The sequence below is a fragment of the Pseudomonas sp. WS 5412 genome (assembly GCF_012985615.1).
GTDB classification, from domain to species: domain Bacteria; phylum Pseudomonadota; class Gammaproteobacteria; order Pseudomonadales; family Pseudomonadaceae; genus Aquipseudomonas; species Aquipseudomonas shahriarae.
Genome location: NZ_JAARMB010000023.1, coordinates 83,514 through 95,892 on the forward strand (window position 1 = coordinate 83,514; position 12,379 = coordinate 95,892).

Here is a 12,379-nt window from a genome sequence, read left to right on the forward strand (position 1 = left end):
CCCTGCAGAACGACACACGTCACTTTTGTTAAATTAATAAGCTAGCTACCTATTGGGCATAACCTTGCAATTTGCTTCAATTTACGCACATGCACCTGCGACCTCAAAATGCAACGTAAGCCCCGAATATCTCCATTATTGTCGCCGCCAGCCTTAGTTACAGCTGCTATGATGAATGAGATCGAAAACTGAAATCCCCCACTAGAATTGTTGACTGGAGTCAAAATGAATAAAAAGCGGCCGGTTAATCTTGATATTCGAACCATTCAGCTTCCTCTCACGGCGCTTACATCGATTCTGCACCGGATTTCAGGAATTATGCTCTTTATTTTTCTGGGACTGATACTGTATATGCTGAGCAAATCGTTGGAGTCAGAAAAGGGTTTTAATGAAGTCAAGGAGATTTTTTCTTCACCTTTCGGCAAAGTTAGTTTCTGGTTGGTATACTCTTCATTTATTTATCATCTCGTAGCCGGAATTCGACACCTAGTTATGGATGTGGGTGTTGGTCATACTTTGAAAGGCAGCAATCGCGCCTCTACTATTGTTTTAGTAGTGTCGGGTGTTTTAATGGTTGCTGGCGCCGTATGGATTTGGTAGCTGTGGAGTCGTAATGCGTATTTACAAGGACTAAAAGCGTCCTTTAAAGCTAACTTACGAAAGTATTTATAATCGACGGTTCACGCTTAAACGGTTGAATCCTTTCGGGCTTCCGAATAGCTGTTAGCTGAAAGCTATCATGAGCTAAGTTTTCTGTGCATCATCAAATGTGTTAATGGGAGCGCCATAGTACTAGGTACAAATATGGCTCTAGGACAATGTTAGATGTTTTGGGTTTTGAGGCGGATCGCTCTTATCGAAGATCGTCTAATTCGCTCTGAAGCGCAGGTTTTTTGAAACTATCACCTGGTTGGCACACTGTGCGAATCAACATCAGATATGAGAAAGCCAATCAGGTGAACACTACCCTCGAGGGCTCATCTGTCCAGTTAAAGCCTCGAGTCTTTCTGGGTGCGCAAAAGACAAGAAGGTTATATGGGAAAATTATGAGGCCTGGATACCATGCGTCATGGGCGTGCCGATGCTGTGAGTGACAGAGCGAGAAGCAAGTGAAAGTCCCTGAAGTAGGGGCGGGATGCGCCCGAGTGGCATTTTTTGTCTTAAGGTAGATCGCGTAGCTGTTCTTCAGAATAATCTTCAGAGCGTTGACGACAGCCATCGCTGTGCATTCCTCAAGAATAGAATGTGTCGGAAGGGTGGCGTCATTGGTGTTAGTCATCGCTTAGGATTTCTCAATCTGGCTTACACGGGCGCCTGTACCGATATCCCCGCGGATGGCGACGTATCGATGTTGAATTCCTCGCCAGACGAAGTGCAATGAGCTGCGGCTATAGGCTTGCGCAGCCTTAGATAGCCGGCCGTCGCAGGCGCGCCGGTTGGCCGGGATCTTCTTCTGCCCGTCAGGTGTCCGGTCGGAACTCCAGCACGAACGCTACGACCTTTTCGGCGGACATTTCGCACGGCTTCAACAATGTCCTATCTGATGTAACGCGGAAGAGGTTGAAGCTGACAATGTCAGTCCCGTCCAACTCCCTGGCGAACAGACTGTTGCGACGTCCGTCCCCAGATCGCCGGACGATCAAGCTGAAACGCCGGCCTTCATAAGTCCCTTCTCTGTATCCCTCCGCAAGCTTCGCGAAAGCGGCATCGAACTCGGAATGCTCCATGTCATCCATCCTTATTGATAGAACAGAGGCGCGGCGGGTGCGAGACCGCCAGTGCCGGGTCGCGCTAAGGTGCCGGGCAGATTCCTGCAGCCGACGAGGCCCGGGGTGGGCAGGATAATTGAGATGTCGGCGCCCGCATGGCTATCAGCGAAGTCGTCCGTCCAGTCTGCTAGGCAACGTCCACGCCTTTCCAGAAAGCGATGTAATCCCGGATACCCTCGGCATCCGGAGTGGGGGCGGGATAGGTCCAAGCGGCGTTCACGTTGAGCGCGTCACCCGCGCGAACATGAAAGAAGCGCGCGGCGCCTTTGATCGGACAGACAGATGTGTGCGGGCTCATCTCAAGCAGGCTCAGGTCGACTCCTGACGGTGGGAAGTAGTGATTTCCCTCGACGATGACTGTTTCGTCGCTTGTGGCGATAGTAGTGTCTTTCCAGATGGCTGAGACCAACGGACTCTCCTTTTGTATTCATCAACCGGCGAAGGCTCGCGGGCTGGCTGCCCCAAGCCGCACCTCCTCAGGTGGCAGGCGGGTTGCGCCCGAGAAGTTTGTCGAGCTCGCCTCTGACATCGAGCGCGAATAGCTCATCGGAGCCACCGATAAGGGTGCCATTGATGAAGATCTGCGGCACGGAGCTTCGCCCCGACGCTTCCGCCATGGCCTGCCGGTGAGCCGGATCCGCCTCAATATCGAGCTCCTTCCATCGCACGCCCTTTTCCTTGAGGAGCGCCTTCGCTCGGCGGCAGAACGGGCACCAATTCGTGGTGTACAGCAATACATCAGTTGTCATATTGCATCTCCGGCAGTTGCACGCGGATCGCTGTCATGGCGTTGATCTCCAATTCGCGGCGTTCAAAGATGGCGACTGCACCTTGGCCGACATCGGAGCAGATGCTGACGATTGGCCGCTATCCAGGCGACATGGCCCAAAGTGCTTTCACCGCCAGGCAGAGGCCGCACGCGCCTCCTGTAGCGCCGAGCCGATGCTCTAAGGTAACCGAGCCTCGATTGGGACGGAAGCGGTCCCGCTCGAATCGCCCATCATGCTGGTCGAGCATATCAGGACGACGGATAGTGCAGGAACTTTCAAATTGAGCTTGATGTCGAGCCAGGTATCGCGAGCGAAGGCGTTCTAGAGGCCGGGGGGTACGAAGACTGTGTTCGGCAAAACGGTTCACGTTGATCGCCAAAGCTTCCCAGGGCGCACGTCTACGATCGGCGCGACGTGAGATAGCTCGCGCCGCTAGCCCCCGTAGCGCTCCGTCTTGATGATGGAGGCGTCCAAGCCCGCCAGCAGCGCGCTATCGGTTGCGATGTTGACGAATCCGTTAGACCCGCAGACGAACACTTGCGTCGGCTTTCCCTGAAGCCTGGTTAGAATTTCTTGGACCATCATGCCGTCGATCCGTCGCGCAAAGTCCGATGCGCGAACCGGTTTCTCGCGCGTAATCGCGAGCGCCAGGACGAACGCCGGATCGCTGATTTCGATGCAATGAAGTTCTTCTGAGAAGAGAACGTCCTCGGCGGTTCGTGCGGACAGGAGCAACGCTGTCGGAACGGCTTGGGCCAATGCGCGGCGCTGCCGGATCATTGCCATCAACGGCACGAGGCCGGAGCCTCCCCCGATCAACAGAACCGGATCTATGGCAGGCTCAGGCCAAAGGAAATGGCCACCGAGCGGACCGCGAACTTCGATTTCGTCACCAATCGCCGCGATGTCGTGAAAAAACGGCGAAACTTCGGCATCCGGCATGCGCTCGATAGCTATCTCGACGATCGGGGTCGAAACTGCCGATGACGCGATCGAGTAGCTGCGCATTGCACTGTAGCCGTCGGGCGCGGTCAGCCGGATATCGACGTGCTGACCTGCGGTGTGCGCGAACGGCTTGCTCAACCGAAGGAAGAAGCTCTTGATACTCGGTGTTTGCTGGATGATGTCGTCGATCACGCATGATTGCCACGAACGGACTTGCGCTTCGTTTTCAGTCATGGGTGTATCGTTGTTCGCGCCACGGATCGCCGTAGATGTGATAGCCGTGCAGCTCCCAAAAGCCGGCCTCGTCACGCGTCGTGAATTGCAGCGCATTCACCCATTTGGCGGATTTCCAGAAGTAAAGGTGCGGCACTAGAAGACGCGCCGGCCCCCCATGATCGCGGGAAAGTGGCTTGCCCGCATAACTGAGGGCGACCATCGCTTTCCCGGAAAGCAGATCCGTCAGAGGGACGTTTGTCGAATAATTATCGTAGCAGTGCGCCAAGACGAAATCGGTAGGCCGATCAAGCTCTGCATCTGCAAGGATGTCTTCAATGAGTACACCCTCCCAAACGGTATCCAGTTTGGACCAAGAGGTGACGCAGTGAATATCCTTTGTCACCTGGGTCTTTGGTAGAGTGTTGAATTCGCCCCAATTCCACGTTTTGACGGGCTTCGGACCAATTTTGACTGTGAATTTCCAGTCGGAGGGCTCTACCCTCGGCGTAGGGCCGGCCGACAGAACAGGGAAATCCTCCACCAGATGCTGACCTGGCGGAATCCGATCGGACTGGTCGCCTGAACCGCGACCGGTGAAACCTCTGGTGACCATAGTGACCCCTCTTGCTCGATACGGCAGACCGAAGCCGGCCTTCATTTCAGTACTCTGCGTAAAGCATTTGCCCGCACATCCGCCGAATAAGCCAATCGACTAAAAATCAGATACAGATGCTCTATCATCGTAAAAAATCGCGTATCGAACATAGCGTCAGGCCAGCATGATTCCCAATACCCAATGGCTATAGGGTAGATAACCCCAAGGCTGCGTACGCTGATCTGCGGTATGCGGAGCGGAAGTTGCAGGTTCGCTCTCAAACGGATGGGCAGCGTGCAAAGCTCAAGGCTCACCAGCGCATGGTTGCCCAGTTCGCGCTCGCCGGCAGCTTGAGTATATTAAGGACGAAATGTCGATCTGATCTATTCTGGCTTCAGGAAATAGGGAAAATAAGGTCGGACGTTCGCGCACCGTCGCGACGCGCGATCATCCACTAAGCTTCTGTATCGGGGTTGGAGGATCAGATGAACGAGATCGAACGACAAGCGCCTGAGCTGCGGGTGCAAAAATGGATTGGCAAAGATGGGGAAAGTATCGCGCCGTTCAAACTGTCAGATATCGGGCCCGGCCCGAAAATCTTGTTTGCCTTCCAGCATTGGTGCCAAGGTTGCCATTTGCATGGGTTTCCGACGCTACAAAAGTTGCATGCAGCGTTGAGCTCAAAAGACGTGGGGTTCGCAGTGATCCAGACCGTCTTCGAAGGAACGCATGAGAATACCTTCGAGAAGTTGCGCGTGAACCAGCTCAAGTATGAGCTTCCTATCGTTTTCGGTCACGACGAGCAACCGACCGGCTCGCCGTTTCCAACCTTCATGGAAGACTACCGCACACGAGGAACTCCGTGGTTTACGGTTATCGACGCTGGCGGTAGCATTGTTTTCTCGGACTTCCATCTCGACGCGGAGCGACTAGTGAAGCAACTTGAGCAAGGTTAATCGTTGGAAGGTGGGCAATCATCCTGATTGCCACCCATCCCCTGATGCCCACTACAGGCGTTGCGCGCTGTAACTCTGTTGATCAGCGTGCGAAAACCCGGATCCGGATAGGAGGAGCGTCAACGATTGAATCAATCCGCTGGGAGAGGGCGGCTCCGCTCCGTCAGCTCGGCAATAGATAACCCATTCTCGCCGAGCAACTCTCTGATCCGATCGACGATATGAGCCCCTAGCGCCGCTGTCTTGGTCCCCCCCACAGATTCCCAAGATGCGAGTTCACACGCCGATACCTCGTGGTCAGCGCCGAAGTGCTTCTGTCGGTATGTCACCGCCGCCCTTCAATGATAAAGGCGCGGTAACGGGAACCGGCAAAGCGTTGAGCAGCGATGGTTTGGTAGGCGGGACTGTCATACCAGTCGCGAGCGGCCTGCATCGTCGGGAAACGCAAGATTACGGCCCCTTCGATGGGCGGCCCCTCCAAATGCTGGATCGCGCCATAAGCGGCGAGAAAGGTAACGTCGTGACCATCGAACGATGGTCCGACGCCTGCAGAATAGGTTGCGAGTGCATGTGGGTCGCTGGTTTCTTCCCGCGTAAAGACGACGAACGCTTCCATCATTAGGCCTCTCAAAGGTTGGATCTGTTGGCCATTACCACCGGTGATGGCCTCACAGTCGTCAGGCTGGCAACTGGAACCCGATTTTCATGAGTGCCTCGACGCACGCATCCTGATCCTGCTGATAGTTGCCTCCGGAGATGCCTATGCCGCCGATCAACTTCCCATCCTCCAGAATCGGATAACCGCCGCCGACAGCGACCATCCGAGGGCGATAGGCTAGCGGCGCCACTTTTGGATCGTTGGTCACATAGTCGTTCCAGACATGGGTCGGGAACCCAAACGAGGCGGAACTCCAGGCCTTGTCGATGGCAACATCGACGGTAAGGAACGGCGCATCGTCGGTGCGCTCGAACGCGCGCAGGTTACCGGTGGCGTCGACGACGGCGACGGCAGCCGGGATGCCGATGGCACGGGCCGCAGCGAGCGCCGCGTCGATGAGGGCGACTGCGGTTTCGCGGTTGATCGAGGCGGTGGCAATAGATTTGGTCATGGGATTCTCATCGCTGGGGCATAACCCGTTCGGCTTTTTGAGGTTGGACAAGATGTTTGGCGATCGCGGTCGTTAGAAGCCTTCGAGGACGATCTTGCCTTTAGCCGCGCCACTTTCGATCAGTGCATGCACCGTCTTCAGATTGGCGGCATTGATCGGCGACAGTCGCCGGGTCAGCGTCGTGCGGATTTTGCCGTCGTCAACCAGCGCTGCCATCGCATCCAGAATCTCGCCCTGCTCATTCATGTCGGGCGTGCCGTAGATCGACCGCGTGAACATCAGCTCGTGGTGGATCGACACCGCCTTGCGCTTGAAAACCATGATATCGAATGCCTTGGGATCGTCGATCAGTCCGAACCGTCCTTGTGGGGCGATCAGTTCGGCGATGTCGGCGACATGTTGCTCGGTATGTGTGGTCGAAAAGACGAAAGCGGGAGCACCGATGCCGAGTTCGGCGATCTGTGGCGCGAGCGGACGAGAATGGTCGATGACGTGGTGAGCTCCAAGCCCTCTTACCCACTCTTGGGTTTCCGGTCGAGAGGCTGTGGCGATGACGGTGAGGTCCGTGCGCTGTCGCGCGATCTGGACGGCGATCGACCCAACCCCGCCCGCGCCACCGATGATGAGGATCGCCTCCGCCGCACCGGGTACGGGCTTCGCCACGTCCAGGCGGTCGAACATCGCCTCCCAGGCCGTCAACGTCGTCAGCGGCAGCGCCGCCGCTTCCGCCCAGGAGAGCGACGCAGGTTTGTGACCGACAATCCGGGCGTCGACGAGATGGAACTCCGCATTGGTACCGGGCCGTGTGATCGATCCGGCATAATAGACCTCGTCGCCTAACTCGAACTGCGTGACGTCGGGGCCGACCTCGCGCACAATCCCGGCGGCATCCCATCCCAGCACCTTCCAATCGCCATCTGCCGGCGGCGTGCTGTTGCGGACCTTGTAGTCGACCGGGTTGACCGAGACGGCCTTCACCTCAACCAGGATATCGTATCCTGCAGCGACAGGCCGAGGCAGATTGATGTCGACCAGCGCGGCATCCGCGGCGATGGGTCCCGGAACCTTGTAACCAATGGCTTTCATAAATGTCTCCAGCTTGCTTGATCGGATGACGCGAATGCTCGTTAGTCAACTTCTTCTACATTGAGGTCCCGACTCTTGAACTGGGTCGCGGTAGCAGATTTCATCGAACACGTCGATCAACAGGCCCTTATGCTCGGTCGCCGGATCGGTGATCGCGTAGAGGGTGGAGGCGTTATCGCCATCATCACCGCTTCCGAGGCGAAACGCCGCGTCGACGCAGATGCCGCACGGACCGATGGTTGATCCTGGCTCGAGATCGACGAGATTGCTGTCCTTGACGCGCTATTCGCGGTCTTAGCCCTTGGCGATGAAGGACTGAACTGCTTGTAGAGCGTCGGTCAGCTGCTATGTCATGGACGCACCTTCATCTTGAGTTGGATTGGACAAGCTTCCGTATAAGGCCCGCTGTAACCGTCAGATGACGGCGAAGAAAACGATGGGCAGTATTCACAGCCACTTAGCCTTCTTGAAGCGCACAAATAGGAAAACGCACGATATCGCTATCACTCCGAGCACGACAAAGTATCCGTAGGCCGTGTCCAGCTCCGGCATGTGCTTAAAGTTCATGCCGTATATTCCAGCGATCGCCGTCGGGACTGCCAGTATTGCCGCCCAAGCCGCCAGCTGGCGGGTGATCACCCCCGTCCTTTGCGCTTCAAGAAGGCTGCTGGCCTCAAAGACCGTGGACAGGACAAGCAGGAGGCCGTCGACCATGGACTGCACGCGGTGGACATGGTCCGCGACGTCGTGGAAATATGGTGTCATTTCGGCGCTGATGCAGGGAAAGTGGCCGCGAACGAGCTTTCGCACCAGCTCGGCCATAGCCCCGAGCGTGCGCTGGAACCGCGTGAGTTCGGACCTTAGTTCGAAGATTCGCGCCACCTCTTCTGGCCCGAGGAAATCGTGCAGCGACCGTCGCTCCATCGCCAGGACGTCGTCCTCGATCATTTCGAAGATGGGCAGATACTGGTCGACCACGCGATGCAAGATCGCGTGCAGCACATAGTCGACACCCTTGCCGAACTGCGTCGGCGATGCCTCGAGTTGCTCCCGAAGTTTGCCCAGCGCTCCGGCATTGCCGTGCCGCACGGTGATAAGGTGATTGTGACCGGTGAAGATCGCCATCTTGCCGTAGCTGATCCGGTCGCCGACCAGCTCGGCGGTCTGCGCGACGACGTACAACTCATCGTTGTAGACCTCGAGCTTGGGCGGGCACAGCGGGTGCATCGCGTTGTCGATCGCCAACGGATGAAGATTATATGTCCTTTGGATCGCGAGTAGTTCCTCGGGGGTGGGTTCGCTAAGCGCGATCCAGCAGAAGCCCGAGCGACTCTCGCCCAACTTGACGTGCTCATCGAGCGCGATTTCGCGAACTCGCTTGCCTTCGTTGTAATAATAGGCGGCGATGATGCTCATGCTGGCCTCGCGGGAATGTGGAGGCCACGCTGGACGGCCGGTCGAGCCAGCCCGCGTCCAAGCCATGCGCGGACGTTCGAAAAGCTGCTGAGGCCAAGGATGTCACCCGCAGCGTAGAATTCCACCAGCGCATTCACCCAGCCGAGCGTCGCGATGTCCGCGATCGAATAGTCGTCGACGATCCAGTCGCGGCCTTCCAGCCGGCGATCCAGAATCCCCAGCAGACGCGTGGATTCGTCGATAAAGCGCTGTTGCGGCCGCTTGTCCTCATAGTCCTTGCCGCCAAATCGCAGGAAGAAGCCGAGCTGACCGAACATCGGCCCGATGGCCGACATCTGAAAGAACACCCACGCTAGGGTCTCGTAACGCTGGCCTGGTTCGGTGGAGATGAACTGACCCGTCTTGTCGGCCAGATAGAGGAGGATCGCACCGGATTCCCATAAGGCGATGGGTCTACCGTCAGGGCCAGCCGGATCGATGATCGCCGGTATGCGTCCGTTCGGGTTCAGCGACACGAACGCCGGATCCTTCGACTCGTTGTTCGAGATGTCGATCAGGTGGGGCTCGTACGCCAGGCCAGTCTCCTCAAGCATGATCGAGACCTTGACGCCATTGGGCGTAGGGGCTGCGTAGAGTTGCAGGCGATCGGGATGAGATGCCGGCCAGCGCTGCGTGATCGGAAAGGACGAGAGGTCTGGCATAAATCTGCGATCCTGGTGTTGCGATGGCGACTGACTGGAACGAGCCGTCACTCTGAAGTAGGGTTCGATGACCGCGTCGCTGAACGACGCGGTCACGAAGATTGCGGACCGGATCGGCGCAGTGGCAACGGCAGTGAAGCCTATTCCGCCGCGGTCCCGGCCGCTGGCTGTACGTCGTCAACCTTTTGGCGCTTCGGAAGCACCCAGCCGGGACGGACGAAGTGGCAGGTGTAGCCGCCCGGGCGCTTCTCCAGATAATCCTGGTGATCGGGCTCGGCCTCCCAGAACTCGCCGACCGGCTGGACCTCGGTCACCACTTTGCCATCCCACAGCCCCGAGGCATCCACATCGGCGATCGTATCCTCGGCGACGCGCTTCTGCTCCTCGTCGACATAATAGATGCCCGACCGGTAGGAGAGCCCACGATCATTGCCCTGGCGGTTCAGCGTCGTCGGATCGTGGATCTGGAAGAAGAATTCCAGGATGTTCCGGTAGCTCGTCACTGTCGGGTCGAAGACAATCTCGATCCCCTCGGCATGCGTGCCGTGATTACGATACGTGGCGTTCGGAATATCGCCGCCCGTGTAACCCACACGGGTCGAGATGATGCCGGGCCGCTTGCGGATCAGATCCTGCATGCCCCAGAAACATCCTCCTGCGAGAACAGCGCGCTGATGCATGTTAAGCCTCCTCTACTTGATCGAGATATTCACCGTATCCCTCGGACTCCATCTCGTCGCGCGGGATGAAGCGAAGGGACGCTGAGTTGATGCAGTACCGCAGACCGCCGCGGTCGGAAGGACCATCGGGGAACACATGGCCGAGATGACTGTCTGCGTGTACTGACCTGACCTCCGTCCGGACCATGCCGTGTGCGCTGTCCCGCACCTCGTTCACGTTTGCCGAAACGATCGGCTTGGTGAAGCTGGGCCAGCCAGTACCCGAATCGAACTTGTCCGTCGAAGCGAACAGTGGCTCTCCCGACACTATGTCGACGTAGATGCCAGGCTCCTTGTTGTCGTTGTACTCGCCCGTGAAGGGCCTTTCGGTGCCCGCCTCCTGGGTAATTCGGTGTTGCTCGGGAGTCAGGTGGTCGATTGCTGTCTGTGACTTTTCAAACTTCATTACAGTCTCCAATACTTATCTAGAGGGCCAGGCACGCTACCGCTAATTTTTTATGTCTCCTGATTTGCTCCTACAATGGTAGTGGGATGGCAAACGAGGTTTTACTAAGTGTTGGAAAATTAGAGATTTAAATTTCGCGTCTATTAGTTCTAGCGCAACTGAGTGGTTAAGCAAGTACGTAATCAGTAAATATTAAAAAAATAACACAAAAGCACGATTATATAATACAGTGTCAGTGTTTTATGATAATCAACAACGCCTGTCAAGGCAATCGCATGAAGCTCACCTGAGACCTAATAGTTCAGCCCGATAATCATCAGAGGTTGCAGCAATCAGCCTTCGTGCCTTGATGCCACCCTTGCGCTTGACCGGATCCAACCGGATCAAATTCAATGTAAGTTGCTTGAGAACGGCCATGTTGTGGGCAGCATGCCCGGTTCGGATCCGCATCTGATCGTCACCAAAAATGACATCCATGCACCAGTGGACGCGGTTCTCCACGCCCCAGTGCGCCCTGATGGCATGTGCGATGCGCTCTGCATCCGGAGCAAGACTGCTGATGTAGTAACGGCGCTCCAGGCTGGTCTGGTTGCCCACAGTCCGCTCGGACTCCAGCATCACGAAAGTGCGCAGTCCTGGCCAGCGTTCTGGCTGTGGCAGGCACTGGAGTTGGTCGAAAACATGGCAGCGACGAACCTCCAGCCGGCCATGGTCCTTCTCGACATGCTCGAAGTGCGCATGGGGTACCCGGGCAGGATCGCCGTCCAAAAAGGTGTCAGCGAAGTCATCGATCGCTTCGGCCAGCTTCGGCTGGTTTCCCTTGATGGCCAGCAGATAGTGCGCCCCGCGATCGAGAATGGCCTGTGCAATGTCCGGCTGGGTACCCATGGCATCGATCGTCACGGTGCAGCCCTCAAGCGCCAGTGTGGCCAGCAGCTCAGGAATGGCGGTCTTCTCGTTGGACTTCTGGGAGGTCGCCCTCTGCCCGAGAATCAGCCCTGAATCAGCCGCAAAAGCGCTGACCAGGTGCAACGGGGCCGTGTTTTTCTTGCCGGAGCGGCGACTGGTCTTGCCGTCTAGGGCAACCACTTGCGGAGAAAGGGCCGGTAGGATCGCCGCAACCCAACAGCGGAAGGCCTGCTCGAACTCCTCTGGATCGATCAGGCTGAATAGCCGTCCAAAGGTGTCGTGTGAGGGAATGCCGTGGGGTAGTTTCAGAATACGGCGGAACCAGTCCAGCCGCTGCTCAGCCCAGAGTTCGATTTCGATGAAGGTGTCAGCGCCGGCAAGCACGCCGCAGATAGCCACGACCAGTGTTTCGACCAGGTCGTGACGAATCTTGCCCTGCTGACGGGGATCATTGATGGCGACCAGAACATCGGAGATTGGTATGTGATGCGACATTGCAGGGCATCCTGAGTAGAGAGGCGCTCAGGATGCCCGCTGGGAAAGGACTCATTCAAATCGGCAGGCGTTCATGCGATTGCCCTGCAACGCCTGTTTAGATGCTGGTAGATGCGAATTTTTTGGCGTACAGTCAAAATTTTCTGATGGTTGCTTAGTGTGTTGGCGCTGATGGAAAATTGACCCACCCTGCCGATTGAAATTTGACCCAGGGCGGATTGCTGATTTTGTTACCAGCAACTGTGGATAAGTCTACCAGCGCAGCTGCTGTTGCCCCCACTCCTTCG

General features: G+C 56.7%; 16 protein-coding genes. 3 read left to right on the top strand and 13 right to left on the bottom strand.

Annotation, left to right across the window (positions count from 1 at the left end; translation table 11 throughout):
* Positions 1-225 precede the first annotated feature (225 nt).
* The gene (sdhC, locus tag HBR94_RS24285) at positions 226-600 is read left to right on the top strand and encodes a succinate dehydrogenase, cytochrome b556 subunit (protein WP_005005993.1); all 375 of its coding nucleotides are present in this window, start codon (positions 226-228) and stop codon (positions 598-600) included.
* 860 nt (positions 601-1,460) lie between these two features.
* Here the strand turns inward: sdhC and HBR94_RS24290 are convergent.
* The 5 genes from HBR94_RS24290 to HBR94_RS24310 all read right to left on the bottom strand — a co-directional run bounded on the left by HBR94_RS24290 (position 1,461) and on the right by HBR94_RS24310 (position 4,313).
* Entirely contained in the window at positions 1,461-1,727 is a 267-nt protein-coding gene (locus HBR94_RS24290; RefSeq protein ID WP_003464988.1) for a hypothetical protein, read from the bottom strand.
* Positions 1,728-1,896: 169 nt separating this feature from the next.
* A complete protein-coding gene (locus HBR94_RS24295; RefSeq protein ID WP_003464986.1) occupies positions 1,897-2,178 on the bottom strand; it encodes a DUF427 domain-containing protein in 282 nt (93 codons plus the stop codon).
* A 67-nt stretch (positions 2,179-2,245) separates the two neighbouring features.
* A complete protein-coding gene (gene grxC, locus HBR94_RS24300; RefSeq protein WP_005005995.1) occupies positions 2,246-2,518 on the bottom strand; it encodes a glutaredoxin 3 in 273 nt (90 codons plus the stop codon).
* Between the two features lie 453 nt (positions 2,519-2,971).
* Positions 2,972-3,718, bottom strand: coding sequence for a ferredoxin reductase (locus tag HBR94_RS24305; protein WP_002118292.1), 747 nt, complete (start codon positions 3,716-3,718; stop codon positions 2,972-2,974).
* Entirely contained in the window at positions 3,711-4,313 is a 603-nt protein-coding gene (locus HBR94_RS24310) for a sulfite oxidase-like oxidoreductase (RefSeq protein ID WP_003464980.1), read from the bottom strand. Before HBR94_RS24310 ends, HBR94_RS24305 begins: the two co-directional genes overlap by 8 nt.
* A 467-nt stretch (positions 4,314-4,780) precedes the next feature.
* Here HBR94_RS24310 and HBR94_RS24315 point away from each other — a divergent pair, with 467 nt between their 5' ends.
* Entirely contained in the window at positions 4,781-5,251 is a 471-nt protein-coding gene (locus HBR94_RS24315; protein ID WP_003464979.1) for a hypothetical protein, read from the top strand.
* Positions 5,252-5,576: 325 nt separating this feature from the next.
* Here the strand turns inward: HBR94_RS24315 and HBR94_RS24320 are convergent, their stop codons facing one another.
* The 3 genes from HBR94_RS24320 to HBR94_RS24330 all read right to left on the bottom strand — a co-directional run bounded on the left by HBR94_RS24320 (position 5,577) and on the right by HBR94_RS24330 (position 7,446).
* Entirely contained in the window at positions 5,577-5,870 is a 294-nt protein-coding gene (locus HBR94_RS24320) for a DUF1330 domain-containing protein (RefSeq protein WP_010591688.1), read from the bottom strand.
* A gap of 58 nt (positions 5,871-5,928) precedes the next feature.
* On the bottom strand, positions 5,929-6,360 hold the full coding sequence (locus tag HBR94_RS24325) for a heme-binding protein (protein ID WP_005006001.1): 432 nt from the start codon (positions 6,358-6,360) through the stop codon (positions 5,929-5,931).
* Positions 6,361-6,432: 72 nt separating this feature from the next.
* Positions 6,433-7,446 carry a zinc-binding alcohol dehydrogenase family protein gene (locus HBR94_RS24330; protein WP_002118279.1) on the bottom strand — a complete coding sequence of 338 codons (1,014 nt, stop codon included), beginning with the start codon at positions 7,444-7,446 and terminating at the stop codon, positions 6,433-6,435.
* Between the two features lie 75 nt (positions 7,447-7,521).
* Between HBR94_RS24330 and HBR94_RS24335 the strand changes: the two genes are divergently transcribed.
* Positions 7,522-7,689, top strand: a complete 168-nt coding sequence (locus HBR94_RS24335) for a hypothetical protein (RefSeq protein ID WP_016487060.1) — start codon at positions 7,522-7,524, stop codon at positions 7,687-7,689.
* A 204-nt stretch (positions 7,690-7,893) separates the two neighbouring features.
* Here HBR94_RS24335 and HBR94_RS24340 read toward each other — a convergent pair whose 3' ends face one another.
* The 5 genes from HBR94_RS24340 to HBR94_RS24360 all read right to left on the bottom strand — a co-directional run bounded on the left by HBR94_RS24340 (position 7,894) and on the right by HBR94_RS24360 (position 12,092).
* Positions 7,894-8,862: a magnesium and cobalt transport protein CorA gene (locus tag HBR94_RS24340; RefSeq protein ID WP_003464971.1), complete on the bottom strand. Its 969-nt coding sequence runs from the start codon at positions 8,860-8,862 to the stop codon at positions 7,894-7,896.
* Positions 8,859-9,563 (bottom strand): glutathione S-transferase N-terminal domain-containing protein, encoded by a 705-nt coding sequence (locus HBR94_RS24345; RefSeq protein WP_003464969.1) that lies wholly within the window; start codon positions 9,561-9,563, stop codon positions 8,859-8,861. Before HBR94_RS24345 ends, HBR94_RS24340 begins: the two co-directional genes overlap by 4 nt.
* A 140-nt stretch (positions 9,564-9,703) precedes the next feature.
* Positions 9,704-10,243 carry a peptide-methionine (S)-S-oxide reductase MsrA gene (msrA, locus tag HBR94_RS24350; RefSeq protein WP_003464967.1) on the bottom strand — a complete coding sequence of 180 codons (540 nt, stop codon included), beginning with the start codon at positions 10,241-10,243 and terminating at the stop codon, positions 9,704-9,706.
* 1 nt (position 10,244) lies between these two features.
* The gene (gene msrB / locus HBR94_RS24355; RefSeq protein ID WP_003464965.1) at positions 10,245-10,688 is read right to left on the bottom strand and encodes a peptide-methionine (R)-S-oxide reductase MsrB; all 444 of its coding nucleotides are present in this window, start codon (positions 10,686-10,688) and stop codon (positions 10,245-10,247) included.
* Between the two features lie 282 nt (positions 10,689-10,970).
* Positions 10,971-12,092 carry an ISAs1-like element ISPa60 family transposase gene (locus tag HBR94_RS24360; RefSeq protein ID WP_010455375.1) on the bottom strand — a complete coding sequence of 374 codons (1,122 nt, stop codon included), beginning with the start codon at positions 12,090-12,092 and terminating at the stop codon, positions 10,971-10,973.
* Positions 12,093-12,379: the final 287 nt, after the last annotated feature.